At 38.1% G+C, this 14619-nt stretch carries 13 protein-coding genes; 11 read left to right on the plus strand and 2 right to left on the minus strand.

Features of this window, described 5'->3' with window-relative positions:
- The first annotated feature begins 78 nt into the window (after positions 1-78).
- From ACI4WO_RS05680 to ACI4WO_RS05715, 8 genes are all read left to right on the plus strand, one after another.
- Positions 79-1068: an ABC transporter ATP-binding protein gene (locus ACI4WO_RS05680; RefSeq protein ID WP_439806594.1), complete on the plus strand. Its 990-nt coding sequence runs from the start codon at positions 79-81 to the stop codon at positions 1066-1068.
- Entirely contained in the window at positions 1065-1769 is a 705-nt protein-coding gene (locus ACI4WO_RS05685; RefSeq protein ID WP_439806595.1) for an ABC transporter permease, read from the plus strand. The genes ACI4WO_RS05680 and ACI4WO_RS05685 overlap by 4 nt, the downstream gene beginning before the upstream one ends.
- A 16-nt stretch (positions 1770-1785) precedes the next feature.
- Positions 1786-3393: a Gldg family protein gene (locus ACI4WO_RS05690; RefSeq protein ID WP_439806596.1), complete on the plus strand. Its 1608-nt coding sequence runs from the start codon at positions 1786-1788 to the stop codon at positions 3391-3393.
- Positions 3390-4853: a DUF4340 domain-containing protein gene (locus ACI4WO_RS05695; protein WP_439806597.1), complete on the plus strand. Its 1464-nt coding sequence runs from the start codon at positions 3390-3392 to the stop codon at positions 4851-4853. The genes ACI4WO_RS05690 and ACI4WO_RS05695 overlap by 4 nt, the downstream gene beginning before the upstream one ends.
- 73 nt (positions 4854-4926) lie before the next feature.
- Positions 4927-5208: a hypothetical protein gene (locus tag ACI4WO_RS05700; RefSeq protein WP_439806598.1), complete on the plus strand. Its 282-nt coding sequence runs from the start codon at positions 4927-4929 to the stop codon at positions 5206-5208.
- A 196-nt stretch (positions 5209-5404) separates the two neighbouring features.
- The gene (locus ACI4WO_RS05705; protein WP_439806599.1) at positions 5405-5692 is read left to right on the plus strand and encodes a dockerin type I domain-containing protein; all 288 of its coding nucleotides are present in this window, start codon (positions 5405-5407) and stop codon (positions 5690-5692) included.
- A gap of 13 nt (positions 5693-5705) precedes the next feature.
- On the plus strand, positions 5706-6623 hold the full coding sequence (locus tag ACI4WO_RS05710; RefSeq protein ID WP_439806600.1) for a trypsin-like serine peptidase: 918 nt from the start codon (positions 5706-5708) through the stop codon (positions 6621-6623).
- Positions 6624-6693: 70 nt separating this feature from the next.
- Positions 6694-7404: a dockerin type I repeat-containing protein gene (locus tag ACI4WO_RS05715; RefSeq protein WP_439806601.1), complete on the plus strand. Its 711-nt coding sequence runs from the start codon at positions 6694-6696 to the stop codon at positions 7402-7404.
- 103 nt (positions 7405-7507) lie between these two features.
- Here ACI4WO_RS05715 and ACI4WO_RS05720 read toward each other — a convergent pair whose 3' ends face one another.
- Positions 7508-8512, minus strand: a complete 1005-nt coding sequence (locus ACI4WO_RS05720; protein ID WP_439806602.1) for a D-alanyl-D-alanine carboxypeptidase family protein — start codon at positions 8510-8512, stop codon at positions 7508-7510.
- Between the two features lie 223 nt (positions 8513-8735).
- On the opposite strand from ACI4WO_RS05720, the gene ACI4WO_RS05725 reads away from it, so the two are divergent.
- Positions 8736-11462: a 1,4-beta-glucanase gene (locus ACI4WO_RS05725; protein ID WP_439806603.1), complete on the plus strand. Its 2727-nt coding sequence runs from the start codon at positions 8736-8738 to the stop codon at positions 11460-11462.
- Between the two features lie 124 nt (positions 11463-11586).
- Here ACI4WO_RS05725 and ACI4WO_RS05730 read toward each other — a convergent pair whose 3' ends face one another.
- Complete coding sequence (locus tag ACI4WO_RS05730) at positions 11587-11931, minus strand: type II toxin-antitoxin system PemK/MazF family toxin (RefSeq protein ID WP_439806604.1); 345 nt, start codon at positions 11929-11931, stop codon at positions 11587-11589.
- Between the two features lie 352 nt (positions 11932-12283).
- On the opposite strand from ACI4WO_RS05730, the gene ACI4WO_RS05735 reads away from it, so the two are divergent.
- Together ACI4WO_RS05735 and ACI4WO_RS05740 are read left to right on the plus strand one after the other, a co-directional pair.
- Positions 12284-13711, plus strand: coding sequence for a lipopolysaccharide biosynthesis protein (locus tag ACI4WO_RS05735; RefSeq protein WP_439806605.1), 1428 nt, complete (start codon positions 12284-12286; stop codon positions 13709-13711).
- A gap of 6 nt (positions 13712-13717) precedes the next feature.
- Positions 13718-14554 carry a metallophosphoesterase gene (locus ACI4WO_RS05740; RefSeq protein WP_439806606.1) on the plus strand — a complete coding sequence of 279 codons (837 nt, stop codon included), beginning with the start codon at positions 13718-13720 and terminating at the stop codon, positions 14552-14554.
- Positions 14555-14619 lie beyond the last annotated feature (65 nt).

Consider the following 14619-nt stretch of genomic DNA (forward strand, 5'->3'; position numbering starts at 1 on the left):
TCACTATACTTTCACATTTAATTATTATAATTATTAATTGCGGAATGTCCGCCGAATAAAGGAGGTTATACTTTAAAAATGATAGAAGTTAAGAATCTCACTAAACATTATGGTGACAAAAAAGCTGTCAATGACATAAGCTTTAAGGTTGAGGACGGCGAAATTTTAGGATTTCTCGGCCCTAACGGTGCGGGAAAATCCACAACAATGAATATGCTTACAGGCTATATTTCTTCAACATCAGGAACGGCATATATAAACGGAATCGATATACTGGACGACCCTATAAAAGCAAAGGCAAATATAGGATATCTTCCGGAAATGCCGCCGCTTTATGTTGATATGACTGTAAAGTCATATTTAAACTTTGTTTTTGATCTGAAAAAATGCAAGCTTCCCAGAAAATCCCATCTTACAGATATCTGCGAACTATGCAAGATAACAGATGTTAAAGACAGAATCATAAAGCATCTTTCAAAAGGTTATAAACAGCGTGTGGGACTTGCTCAGGCACTTATAGGAAATCCACCGGTGCTTATTCTCGATGAACCGACTGTGGGTCTTGACCCGAAACAGATGGTGGATATCAGAAATCTTATAAAGAAACTCGGAAGAAACCATACGGTTATTTTATCATCTCACATTCTTTCAGAGATACAGATGGTATGCGACAGAGTAATAATTATCAACGGAGGCAGAATCGTAGCTGATGATACAGCGGATAATCTTTCAAAAAAGGTTTCTGCTGACCACCGTCTGATATTCAGAATTGAAGGCGACAAGGACGAGATTCTGCTTACACTCAGAAAAATTCCGGGAATTAAGTATGTAAGAGCAGGCGTGGAGCGTGAACCGGGAATTTATGAATACGAAATGGAAGCCCAGCAGGAGGGCGATGATTTCCGCCGGGAAATAAACGAGGCTGCCCGTAAAAATGGATGGAACATTATGCTTATGCGTTCAAGCGAAATGACTCTTGAGGACATCTTCCTTAAAATTACCATGGGTGAAGCTGTTCCGGAGCAGCTTGCAAAGCTTAATAAAAAGGACGGAGGTAATGAACAATGAGCGCTATATTCAGACGTGAGCTTGGCTCGTTTTTCACATCCAGCATAGCCTATGTTTTTCTGGCTGCATTTTATGGATTTGCAGGCTTGTGTTTTTATCTGACATGCCTTTCTGCCGGTACTACTGACATGTCTTCATTCTTTTCAACAATTTCAACAGTACTTATTTTTCTGATTCCTATTCTTACAATGAAAACTTTCAGCGAAGAAAAAAAGCAGAAAACGGAACAGGGACTTTTAACTGCACCGGTAAGTCTGGGCGGAATGGTTCTCGGAAAATATTTTGCAGTGCTTGTTATGTACATAATGGGTGTCAGCATCGTTTTGGTTGACGCACTGATACTCAGCTATTTCGGCTCGGTTGACTGGAAAATAGTACTGTCAAATTATCTTGCCATGATCCTTCTGGGAGCTGCGTTTATTGCAGTAAGTATGTTTGTTTCAGCATTTACTGAAAATCAGGTGGTTGCAGCAGTAGTGGGAATATTATGTCTGCTTCTGTTATATCTGATAGACCTGATTGCAGGAAATGTGAAATATGATTTTATTTCAAATCTTTTGAATTCTCTTTCATTCTATACCAGATACTATGAATTTACATGCGGTCTGTTTAACCTGTCAAGCGTACTGTTTTATGTAAGCACTGCTGTAATATTCAATTTCCTGACTATCAGGGTATTTGAAAAAAGACGCTGGAGTTAAGGGAGGATAAGTTTTTATGAAGAACGAAACAGTAAAAGAAAAAAAGTCTTTTAATAAAAAGAAACTGAAATACGGTACTGTGGCTACGGTTATTACAGTAGTGTTTGTTGCAGTAGTAGTTTTCATCAATCTTATTGCCGGCATTTTAACTGACAGAGAAAACTTAAAGCTTGACCTTACATCTCAGAAGTATTACGAGGTTTCACAGGATACTATTGATTATATCAGGAATATAAAAAAAGATGTGGTTATTGATGTAATGTATGAAGAATCAAGATTTGAAAACAGTACATACATGAAAATGGTTTATGAAACACTTAATAAATATGAACAGAATTCAGACCATATCGAAGTTGACTTTCACGATATAACAGCTGAACCGGATGTAATAAACAAATATTCTGATGTATACAGCGGTACGATCAGCGAAGGAAGTATCGTTGTTGCATGCGGTGACAGGGTAAAGGTTATTTCAAGCCTTGACAACCTGTTTACTATTGACAGTTCTTCCTACTATTATACAGGAAGCTCAAGCATAACAGGGTATAAGGGCGAGCAGGAACTGACCTCCGCTATAATGAGCGTTACTGATGCAAACCCGAAAAAAGCGGCAGTTATTGATAAGTATAACGGCAGCAGCATATATCATGTTTATAACAGCAATGCTGTAACATCTATTGCCAATCTGCTTGACAAAAACGGATATGAAGTTACCAAGATAGATATTTTATCTGACGGACTTTCTCCTGATGATTATGACCTTGTTGTTCTTCCGGCACCTGTTAATGACCTTACTGAGGACTGTATCACAAAGCTTGATGATTTCCTTTACAACAACGGAAATCTGGACAAGAACATGATTTATATTGCTGATATATTCCAGTATAAAACTCCGAATATTGACGCATTCCTTGAAATCTGGGGAATTGAAGTAGGCGGAAATGTAGTTTACGAATCAAATGCAGACAAGAATCAGAAAATTACTATTTCAACAGGAAATGCTGAAGCACCTATTGTAAACTCTGTTGATGATGAATATACACAGGATCTTTCCAATACAAAGCTTCCTATTGTTGCACCTATTTCAAGAAACATAAATCTCCTGTTTGACTCAAATGTTGACAGAACAACATCATCTCTTTTACAGACTTCTGATACCGCTTATCTCTATCCGCTGAATATGAAATCACTGGACGAGGCAAAGGCTGAAGCAGAAGCAGAAGAAAATCAGGAAACAGAAGAAGCAACTGAGGAAACTACGGAATTCAATCCTGATGAAGCTGAAAAATCAGCACAGAATGTTATGGCTCTTGCAACTAAGACAAATACAGTAAACAATGAAGTTCATACAAATAATCTGCTGGTAATCGGCGGTATATCAATGGTCGATCCGAACCTTACATCTTCTTCCACATATAATAATGCAGAATTTGTTATAAATGCCATTAATAAAATCTGCGGCAAGGAAAACGGAATCATTATTGCTGAAAAGAGCCTCAGCCAGACTACAATTGATATAACAGCTTCACAGGTTTCAGCAATAAATAAAGTTGTAATATATATCATTCCGATTATTGTAATACTGGCAGGTATAATAGTATACTTATGGAGAAGAAACCGATGAAAAAGAATATAAAAGCCGTTATTGCCTGCGTTGCCGCACTTGCAGTCGCAGGCGGCGGATACGCATTACTCAGGCTTACCGATGACAGCAGTTCACAGGACAGTTCGTCTCAGGCACAGACAGATCCGGCATCTGTCCCCACACCCCTTTTAAGCTTTGAAAAGGCAGACATTACATCTATCTCCGTTGAGAATCTGAACGGAAGCTTTGAAGCAGTTCCGGAAGGCGAACCGGCAGAAGATGGGACGGTTACATTTACAATAAAGGGTCTTGAGGATCTGGACATAAATTATACTTTAACATCCTCCCTTTTAAATAATAGTTCAACTTTAACGTCTGATTCCACTGCTGTGGAAAATGCCGATGATCTTGAAAAATACGGACTGAAATCCCCTCAGGCAAAAGTTACCGTAAAAGCCGGAACGGAAACTAAAACGATACTTGTGGGAAATGAATCTCCTGTAAGCGGTGAAACATACTGCATGGAGGAAGGCGGAAATACAGTTTATCTGGTGGGAACTTCAAGCGTCAGCGTATTCGCAAACAGTGATACGGCTTTTATTTCCACAACAATTCTTGAAGAACCTGCTGAGGATGAAGCACCGACAGTTGACAAAATTTCAATAAAGCGGTCGGATCTTGATTATGATATTGTACTTGAATATGATAAAACCACTGATGAAGACGGAACTACCAGCGGTACATTAGCTACACATTATATGTCAGAACCGATATTTGCATATCTTGACGTAGAAAAATCCCAGGACGCAACTCACGGACTTTTCGGTCTTACAGCTCATTCTGTACTGGCAGCTCATCCGGATGACAATACCAAAAAGGCTTCCGGATTTGACGATCCTTTATGCACTGTCACAATGAATACCAGTGACGGCAAAACCCATACATTAACAGTGGGCAAGGAGCTTGAAATTGATGACGGCAAATACTATGTGGCAATGTTTGATGACACAGATGTTATCTATGCAATAGATGAAGAAAGCGTATGCTGGGCTTCACTTAAGCCGGAGGATATCATGTCAAAAATGGTATTCGGTACTATGGTATGGGATATCGGCAAGCTGGAGATAAATGTGGCTGACGGTGAAAGCGTTACATTTGAGGGCAGCGGAACATCAGCTGACGATTATAAAGTAACTAAAAACGGCAAAAGCTGTGAAGCTAAAAGATTCCAGAGTTTTTATCAGTTCCTGCTGAAAACTTCTGCTGAAGATTTTGTTATTGATGAACAGCCACAGGGTGATCCGATAGTTTCGGTTTATCTTGAAACACAGGACGGAAAGACTAAGCAGACAGTTGAATTTTATGAATCCGAGGGCAAGAAAGTGCTTATAAGCGTTAACGGAACACCATGCTTCAAATGCCGTTCAGCTTATGTGGATCTGCTTATAAAGAATCTTTCAAAGTTCGACAGCAGCGAAGAATTTGTTATGAACTGGTAATCTTTTTCGACTATAAATTCACACGATATGTAATATAATTATAACAATGTGCAAATAAAAAAGGAGGATACTAATGGGAAACAGTTTTTTTACTTATAAGGGTTTCCCCCTTGTAAGACATGAGGACGTTATATATTATGGAAATATGACTGATGATTATGTTGTTATGCTTCAGATTCTTCAGAAAAAGAGAGTTAACGATCTGGATGTTGCAAGTAAAATTAAGGTTTATCAGATGTCCACTGATCTGGATCTGCCGCCTAATAAAGCAGTTACCAGAACAAGTGAAAAAGAAAGCCTTTATGAGGCTCTTGACCTTGCAAATGCATGGCTTTCAAGAGCTGTGAAAAGTTAAATTCAAATTAAATTAATCGCTCCGTATGGGGCGATTTTTTATTATGATAAATTTATTTATTATATCAGGCAATATAGTTTAAAAATTAAATTATGAAATCTGTGTGAAAATTTATGGGATTTATTGACAATTTATAAAAACAGTGATATTATATAACCATGGTATGCATACTAAATAATTTCTTAAGGTGACAAATATGAAAGTAAAAAAAGTATTGATTTCTGGTATTGCGGTTTGTACATTAGCGTGTTCTATGGCTATTCAGGCTAATGCAGTAACATATGTAGCAAAATATGATGTTAATCATGATAATGTGGTTAATGTAAGAGACGTGGCTTATATTAACAGAATTTTACAGGGTACAGCAAAACCAACAAGTATTGATAATCTTGACGCTAATGGAAATGGTGTTGTTGATGATATTGACATGCAGACCATTTTATATCATGTGACAGGAAAAACGCCAGTTATGACAATGCAGTAATGGGGTGATTGAAATGAATGTAACTAAAAGAAAATTAAAAATAATGTCGTGTTTTACATGTTTTGCAATTATGGTTGGATTATTATGTGGGTGGAATTTTAAGGTAAATGCAACTGATAATTCGAGGTTATATTGGAAATATACGTATGATTCAGATGGATATAATATATCTGATTATTCTTATTACTATCTTAATGAACTTCCGATTGTGGATAATATTCCTGAAACTAGGGAAGCGGTTAATATTGATAATAGAGAAAACGCTTCGCTTGAACAGCAAATAGTATGCATAAAATATGATGGAAATGTAAACAGTACAGGATTTATTATTGGTGATCATGAAATTATGACAGCAGCTCATTGTGTTGCAATGCATGATGATATGTTTGCTAAAAAACCGCAAATTACAATTCCTACATCCAATCCGTCAAATGGAAATGAAATTTCACTGACACCATTATATGCAACATTTCCAGATGATTATTTTTCAGATGAATCGAATACAAATAGATATGATTATGCAATTGTCAAGGTTGAAGAAGATCTTAGCTCATATGGGCATGTATATCTTGGGCTTGGAACAGATGAAACAATAAAGAATGTGCCTATACATTCTTTGGGTTACACTACAGAAAATAATAAACCTGTTTTAAAAATTTCAAATGGGAATATAACAACATCAGAAGAACAAATTTATTTTTCTTCTTGTTTAGTATATGGCAAAACAAGTGGCGGTCCAGCATATTCAGAATGCAGATTTGGAATAGCTAATTCGTCAGATCCTGATGAAAAAATTCAGGTTTATAAAACTGTAATCGGAGTTACCATGGGTGAGGTTTATGACAGCAAAGGAGAAACTATAGGTTCAAGAATTATAAGAATAACACCAGAAATATTGCAATTTGCATATAACAACTCTTATTTAAGCTAAATAATTACTTGACAGCTCTTTAAAATAGTGGTATAATTAGGATATAAAAATTTACAATGAGGTGGTATATATGAAATTAAAAAAAATGCTGGCAGCCGTTTCTTCAATAATGCTGTTGAGTACAGTGCCATTTGTCAATGCAGCTGCGTCCGAATCTGATGACCCGTTTACACCGAGCATTGTTTACAAGGGTAATGAAGTTGTATCTGATGAAAATAATATAATGACATTTTCAGATGGATATTCTATCCTCACAAGTGACAGACGGGATTTTAAAATTACAATGATAGCTGCTGACGGAGCAGAAATCACAAATGAAACACTGGGTATTGACAGTACAATTGCAATAGCCAGAACGACAGATCCTGATAAGGCAAATTATTATTTTATTTATCCGTCAACTGAAGAATCTCTTGATGAGCTTTTTGATATTATAACTCAGAGAGTCAGTGAAGGATTACTGGAAAACGCATATTCACAAATGACATTTGATTTTCAGTGTTATGGTGTTGATGAGAACGGAAATATTATAACATGTGCTGTTGGACACTTCCCTGCAACACAAACTACATATGTTAATTATACTCCGGAACCTGAATTCGACGGCAAAGGCGATGCCAACGGTGACGGCAAGCTGAATGTACGAGATGCTGCATTTATCGCAAGAGCACTTTCATTGGGTGAGGGCGATACCCTTCCGGAAAATGCAGATTATAATGAAGACGGCGTGGTAAATGTCCGTGATGCAGCAGCTATTGCAAGAGATCTTGCAAAAAAATAATCTGACAGATTATTTTTTATAAGTGCGGCTTTGCTTGTTGGAAAAGTCTTTTTTAAGTAAAACAAATCGGGACAGTCCCTCAAACCAGGACTGTCCCTTATTTTTAATCCTTGTAAACCGAATCTATTCCTAAAAATTCTTCAAGACAAAGACCGCTTTCATAAACTTCAGTTGCTTTTTCAACTCCTATATAACGGATATGCCATGGTTCATACTGATATCCGGTTATGTCTTCCTTGCCTTTGGGATATCTTATAATAAATCCGTATTTATGTGCGTTAGCCGCAACCCAGTCGCTTTCAGCAGTATATCCGAAAGAATCGTCAATACTGTTGAGGTCAAAGGCAAGACCTGTCTGATGGTCTGAAAATCCCGGACGTGATGAATATGTATCCGCAGCTTCCTGGCCGTCTTCGGCTACATAGCTGTTGTAGATCCTTTCCTGATCGTAGTATGAACGATAGCCGGAGGAAATGTAAATGTCAAGTCCTTCAGCAGCAGCGTCAGCCTGCATCCTGTCAAAGGCGGCAAGAGCCTCCTCGCTTGCTCCCGGATCATAATCGGCAGGCATAGAATAGGACTTGTTTGCGATTAAAATACCGTCAATGTATGTAAGACCGTTTTCTTCAATAATTTCATGTTCACTGCTGCCGCCGGCAGGAACAACTGTAACTTTGAGCGTCAGCATTGTATCAGTATTGCGAACGCAGACTGTAATATCGCATGAACCTTCTCCGATACCGGTAATTTCCCCGTTATCACTTACTACTGCAACAGCAGTATTGGAGCTTTCCCAGTTAAATACATCGTCGGGACTTTCGGCATTTTTCAGCTCAGGTGTATATTTCTCACCAATTTCAATAGTTATTTCCGACTCTTCAAAGCATATGCTGTTATAGTCGGGACTGCTGCTGTCCTGAACATCTGCGGGAACGACATCAGCTGAGGATATTCCGGAAACGGCTGAAATGTCATTGTTAATACTTTCATTATCTCTGAAAATAAAAAAGTAAATTCCAAAAACGATAAATAATATTAAAAAAACAGCAAGACAGATAAGCAAGACAGTCTGCCTTCGCATATATACTTTTATATTTTTTCCTTCCATTTTGCAGCTCCCTTTTATATTTTATGATTTCAATATAGCATAATAGATAAAATTTGTCAACCTATTTCTACATTTAATTCAAAAAAATATCTTGCAATTTTTATAAAAATAAGTTATAATCATATAAGGAGTATTGTAAGTTTATACAACTCGGGAGTTTAAAATGTGAAAAATAACACATTATAAAAACACCTGAAATATTATGTGTGGGAGAGTTGATACAATGAATATTAAAACAAAAATCTTGTCTTTTGCAACATCCTGCGCTTTGATTTTTACAGCTTCTGCCGGTCTTGATACATCAGTTATGTTCGCCGAAACTTCGGAGGACGTTACAAATACTATGGACTGGGGAGCAGTTGAAATCGGCGGCGGAGGATTTGTTTCAGGAATAGTAACAGGACAGAATGAAATGTATCTCAGAACGGACGTAGGCGGTGCTTATAAGTATAACTACGAAACAGGAAGATGGGATCAGCTTTTTGCATTTATTAATGAAGCTGACAGAGGTCTTTTGAGTGTAAAGGGAATTGCCATTGATCCTACAGATGATGATACTGCTTATTTCTTATGCGGATGTGCCTATTTTTCAGATGCGAGAACAGTAATTTTCAAAACTACTGACGGCGGTAAAACATTTGAAGAAGTTGATGTTACAGATTTAATTCAGGTTCATGGAAACGGCGACGGACGTGAATGCAGCGAGCCTATAGCTGTCGATCCTGATAATCCGGATACTATTTATGCCGGAGGCGATGTAACTGCCGGGGACTCTGCACTTATCAAGTCAACAGACGGCGGTAAAACATGGAAAGCTGTTAAAGGCTATGATGATCTTGGTATGTATACAAATGATATAAAATGGCCTTTATGGACAGATCATATAACAAGAGCTACTACTTCAGGAGAGTATAATACACAAAACGGTGTTGCCACTATTCATATTGAAGACGGCAAAGTTTATGTAGGTACATCTGTTACCGGACAGACAAATATTCATGTAGCAGATGTTGAAACAGATGAATTTACAGAGCTTAGCGCTGATCTTCCTACAGCTAACTATCCTTTAACTATAAGCAGTGACTATAACGGAAATATTTTTGTAACTTATATTGCCGGTCTGGCATTTTCAGGCGGCGCTGGCGGTGCATATAAGTATAACATTGCAAGCGGTACAGTAACTGATATTTCTCCGTCAGGCAATGCAATTGGTATGATCACAGCAGATAAATCAGACCCTGACAAGCTTCTGGCAAGAACCTGCGGTCTATGGTCTGATCAGTGGTATGAAAAGGAATGGACTGACGGAAGTATTGCATGGGGTGACCATTTCTTCAGATCTGAAGACGGCGGCGCAACATGGACAGATATTACACCGGGGCAGCAGGTAGGTCAGTATACTGATAATCATTATTTCCTTTCAGAACCTATTGACACAAACGGATATGACTGGATTTACGGAAAGGCTATTCACTGGGGAAGCGGAATAGTAATTGATCCTAGAAATTCTGACAAAATATTGCTGACATCTGGTAATGGAGTGTTTGCCTGTGATAATACATGGGCTGACAAGGGCGTTCAGTTCTATTTCGATCCGGCTGGTATTGAAGAAGTTGTAGCTCTGGATATGACAAGTGTTCCGGATGGAGCAGTGTATTCAGCAATCGGTGACTATGACGGTTTTGTTCATACTGATGTAAATGAAATCCCTGCTCAGCATAAGCCGAATATGGGGTCAACTGGCGCTATTGCATACTGTCCTCAGAACCCTGATGTTATGGTAAGATTTGCTGAAAACGAAGGCAAGGGCTATTATACAACAGACGGCGGTACTGCATGGACTGAAATGGCAAATGCAGGCGGCTCAGGTGGTAAAGCTGCCATTACCCAGCTTGAGGACGGTTCATACAGAATTTTCCATACAAGCAGCGGCGGCAAGGTAAATTATTCCGATGACTTCGGTGATTCATGGTCTGAGTGTTCAGGAACTAAGGGCTCAAAGGTTCCTGGTATACTGGTTGAACCGGATAAGCCGAATATTGTATATGTATATACAGCGCAGTATAATGATTACTGGTTTTATGATACAACAAAAACAGAACCGACATATGAAGATGCTAACTATCAGCTTATGGTAAGTACTGACTATGGTGCAACTTTCACATCAGCAGATATCTGCAAGTATGATCAGTGCGATGTAGCAAACAGGATTGCTTATCTGGGCGAAGGACAGATTGTTCTTGGTGCTGGCTGGAACGGTGCATATATTTCAACCGACTACGGCAAGACAGTTACCAAACTTGACAATGTTTTCTACTGCAAGACTATCGGTTATGGCGCTCCTGAAAAGGAAGGCGATGTGAATACTCTTTACATGTACGGAAAACCTCAGGAGTCCGATCCTGAAGGTATATACCGTTCACAGGACAGCGGTGAAACATGGGTTCTTATAAACAAGGATAATCTTTATGGCGGTACAGGTAACGGCAATTTCCTTGTAGGCGATATGAACGAATTCGGTACAGTTTACATGTCAACTGTAGGCTGCGGTATCATTTACGGAAGGCTTGCAAGTGAACCAAAGCCGGAGCCTACAGAAACAACAGCAGTTACTTCTGTTTCAACAACTACAACTACTAAGGTTACTTCAGTTTCAACAGAGCTGACTACTGACGAAACAACAGATGAAACAATAGATCCGTCCTCATTGATTTATGGCGATGTAAATCTGGATAAGTCGGTAACATCAACTGACGTGGTATTACTGAATAAATATCTGCTGAGTCCGACTGAATATCCACTGGACAGAGAACAGGCATATTTACAGGCAAACTGCTGCTATGACTTTGATGATGACGGCAATGCAATTATTGACCTGACAGATTCAACATATGTCTGCAATGTAGTTTTAGGAGTTTATGTACAAAGCGATTTAGGTCCTCAGGAATAAAACTGAAAATTATAAGACGGCTGGGTTTTTACTCAGCCGTTTATTTTGCAAAATCATAAATTTTCAGTAAAACAGGTACGCCGCAACTTGCAGAGCGTACCTTTATTTTACATTAATGTACCTATTAAGTCAGACCAAAACTTATTGAAAGTGCATCATTTACCTTGTGCATAGATGTTCCGTCAAGCTCGCCCATTCTTTCCTTAAGACGTTTTTTATCAATAGTTCTTATCTGTTCAAGCAAAACAACACTGTCTTTTGCCAGTCCGCATCCATTTGCACTAAGCTCTATATGAGTGGGGAGCTTTGCTTTTTCTTTCTGACTGGTGATTGCTGCCGCAATGACTGTAGGACTGTGTCTGTTGCCTACATCATTCTGAACTATAAGTACAGGTCTGATTCCGCCCTGCTCCGAACCGACAACAGGGCTTAAGTCCGCATAGTAGATCTCTCCTCTTTTTACTGACATAGTTATCTCCTTCCGCCGTACAGCTAATCTGAAACAAAAACAGCATTTCCTCTGCGGCGCTTTATGCATTAAAGAATTTTATGTATTTATCATTGCCTTATTTTTTGAATTTAAACCCGGTTTCTGAAAATATTTTTTTAGTTTAAAAAATATATACGATACGGCTTATTATACATTATATTACCGGGGACTTATCCGGGTGAATATGAAAAAACTGTCCGTGGTTATAGTTAAATTATTTTTTTATAATATACTATTTTCTTTTTAAGAAATTTTTGTTATAATAAAAGATATACATATCTGCAAAATGTGCAGAATAACAACATAACACTGCAAAAATGGAGATTACTGCATGAATAAATATAAAAATCTGGCGTTTAATACCATAGTTTTCGCCATAGGATCGTTTGGTTCAAAAATTCTTGCCATGTTTCTTACAAGGCTTTATACAACTTATATGTCGTCGGACATGCTGGGTACCAAGGAGCTTATTGAAACCACAGCAAATTTTCTGATACCGGTTTTTACCTTTGCAATGTCGGAGTCAATTATAAGATATGGGCTGGACAGGGATTATGATAACCGTCAGGTACTGTCAACTGCAATAATGGTTGAAGTTATGGGACTGTTCATAATGGCTCTGCTGTCACCGTTTTTGTCGCTTATACCATTTATAAAAGGCTTTACACCATGGCTTGTGGTTTATGTAATCGTTTCAAGCTTCAGACAGACATTTTCACTGTTTGTCCGTTCCATAGGCTATGTAAAGCTTTACTCATTCGACGGTATTTTAGCAACCCTTACCCTTTTTATTTTCAATATTATTTTTATTTCCGGTTTCAAAATGGGTATTACCGGATCTTTAATTGCGGTTATTGCGTCCGATTTCTGTTCGGCAGTATTTTTATTTATTGCCGCAGGACTCGGGAAATACTTCCGGATAAGATGGGCAGACAGAGATGTTATGAAAACCATGCTCAGATTTTCAATACCAATGATCCCGACTTCGGTAATGTGGATCATAACCGGATTTTCTGACAGAATATTTATAAAATATATGGACGGACCTGTGGCAACAACGGGAGACAGTGCCGCCGGAATATATACCGCAGCTTCTAAAATTCCGAATCTTGTTTCAATGGTTTCGACAGTTTTCTTTCAGGCATGGAACATGTCTGCAATTACTGAATACAATTCCAAGGATATCGGAAAATTTTATCAGAAGGTTTATTCGGCATATCAGTCAATAATGTATATTGCTTCCGCATTTTTAATTTTACTGGTAAAGCCGCTTTCTGCAATACTGTTAAATTACAACAACCATCCTGAATATAAACAGGCGTTTCAGTATACTCCGGTGCTTATTCTTTCAGTACTGATGATGTGTTTCAATCTGTTTTTAAGCAGTATTTATACCGCTGCACAGCATACGAAAAACTCTTTCTGGACCAGTTTGATTTCAACGGTACTGAATCTGATTCTTAATGCATTTTTAATTAAGAGATACGGTATCTACGGAGCAGTTGCCACAACATTTATAAGTTATTTAATATGTTATCTTATCAGAATTGTGGATGCAAGAAGATATATATATTTCAAGGTGAATCATTTATCAACATTTATAAATATTGCCGTACTTCTTGGAATGAGTATTCTGACGATAAAGCAGCCGCCTTATTATATACCTTGTCTGATATTTATGACAATATTTATTGTATCAACGAATTTCTCTGCAATTATTTCCACTGTAAAAAATGTACTTTCAAAAAGAAAAGGATAAAACCCTATGAAAACAGCACTTTTCATTTTTTATATAACTGCCGTTTTTCTGTTATATGTATTTGTTGAAAACCGGCTGTTGATAACAAGAAGATACAAGATATCATGGGATAATCAGGAAAATACGCAAGGGCTTAAAATCGTCCAGATTTCAGACGTTCACAAAAGGACTTATCTGTCCGGCTGGAGAGTTCTTGTATCACGCATAAAGGAGCTTGAGCCTGATATTATTCTGATTACCGGTGATTTGGTTTCAAGAAATACAAAGTCTTTGAAAGATACTCAGATATTGCTTGAAAAGCTTTGCAGAATTTGTCCTGTATACTGTTCTCTGGGAAATCATGAGCTTGAACTTAAACCGGAAATTATGGCTGAATACAGAAGTATAATGAAAAAATCAGGAGCAGTACTGCTTGAAAACAGTAATGAAGTATTTGAAAAAGACGGACGCACTGTAAATATTTATGGTGCTGATTTAAAGCTTTCGGCATATAAAAATGAGAGGGGCAGATATTCTGATCTGGAGTCTGTAACTGCCGGGGAGCTTGTCCGTGACCTCGGAGAAAAAAAAGACGGATTTACAATACTTATGGCACATAATCCCTTTTTCTTTGATGAGTACGCAAAATGGGGAGCAGATGTTACCTTTTCCGGACATGTTCACGGTGGTGCGGTACGTTTGCCCGTTCTGGGCGGAGTTTTGTCTCCCGAAAGAAAATTTTTTCCTGAATTCTCAAAGGGAGTTTACCGGAAGGACGGTAAATATATGCTTGTATCAACAGGAATCGGCAAGCTGAGGGTATTTAATCCCCCGGAAATTTTATTTGCATTTCTTACTTTTTGAACCAGCCTTTTGAACCAGCCTTTTGAAAAAGGCTGGGCGAAAACTTTCAGACGTGGCTTACTTTT

It is taken from the genome of Porcipelethomonas sp., assembly GCF_051893655.1.
Lineage (GTDB): Bacteria > Bacillota > Clostridia > Oscillospirales > Ruminococcaceae > Porcipelethomonas.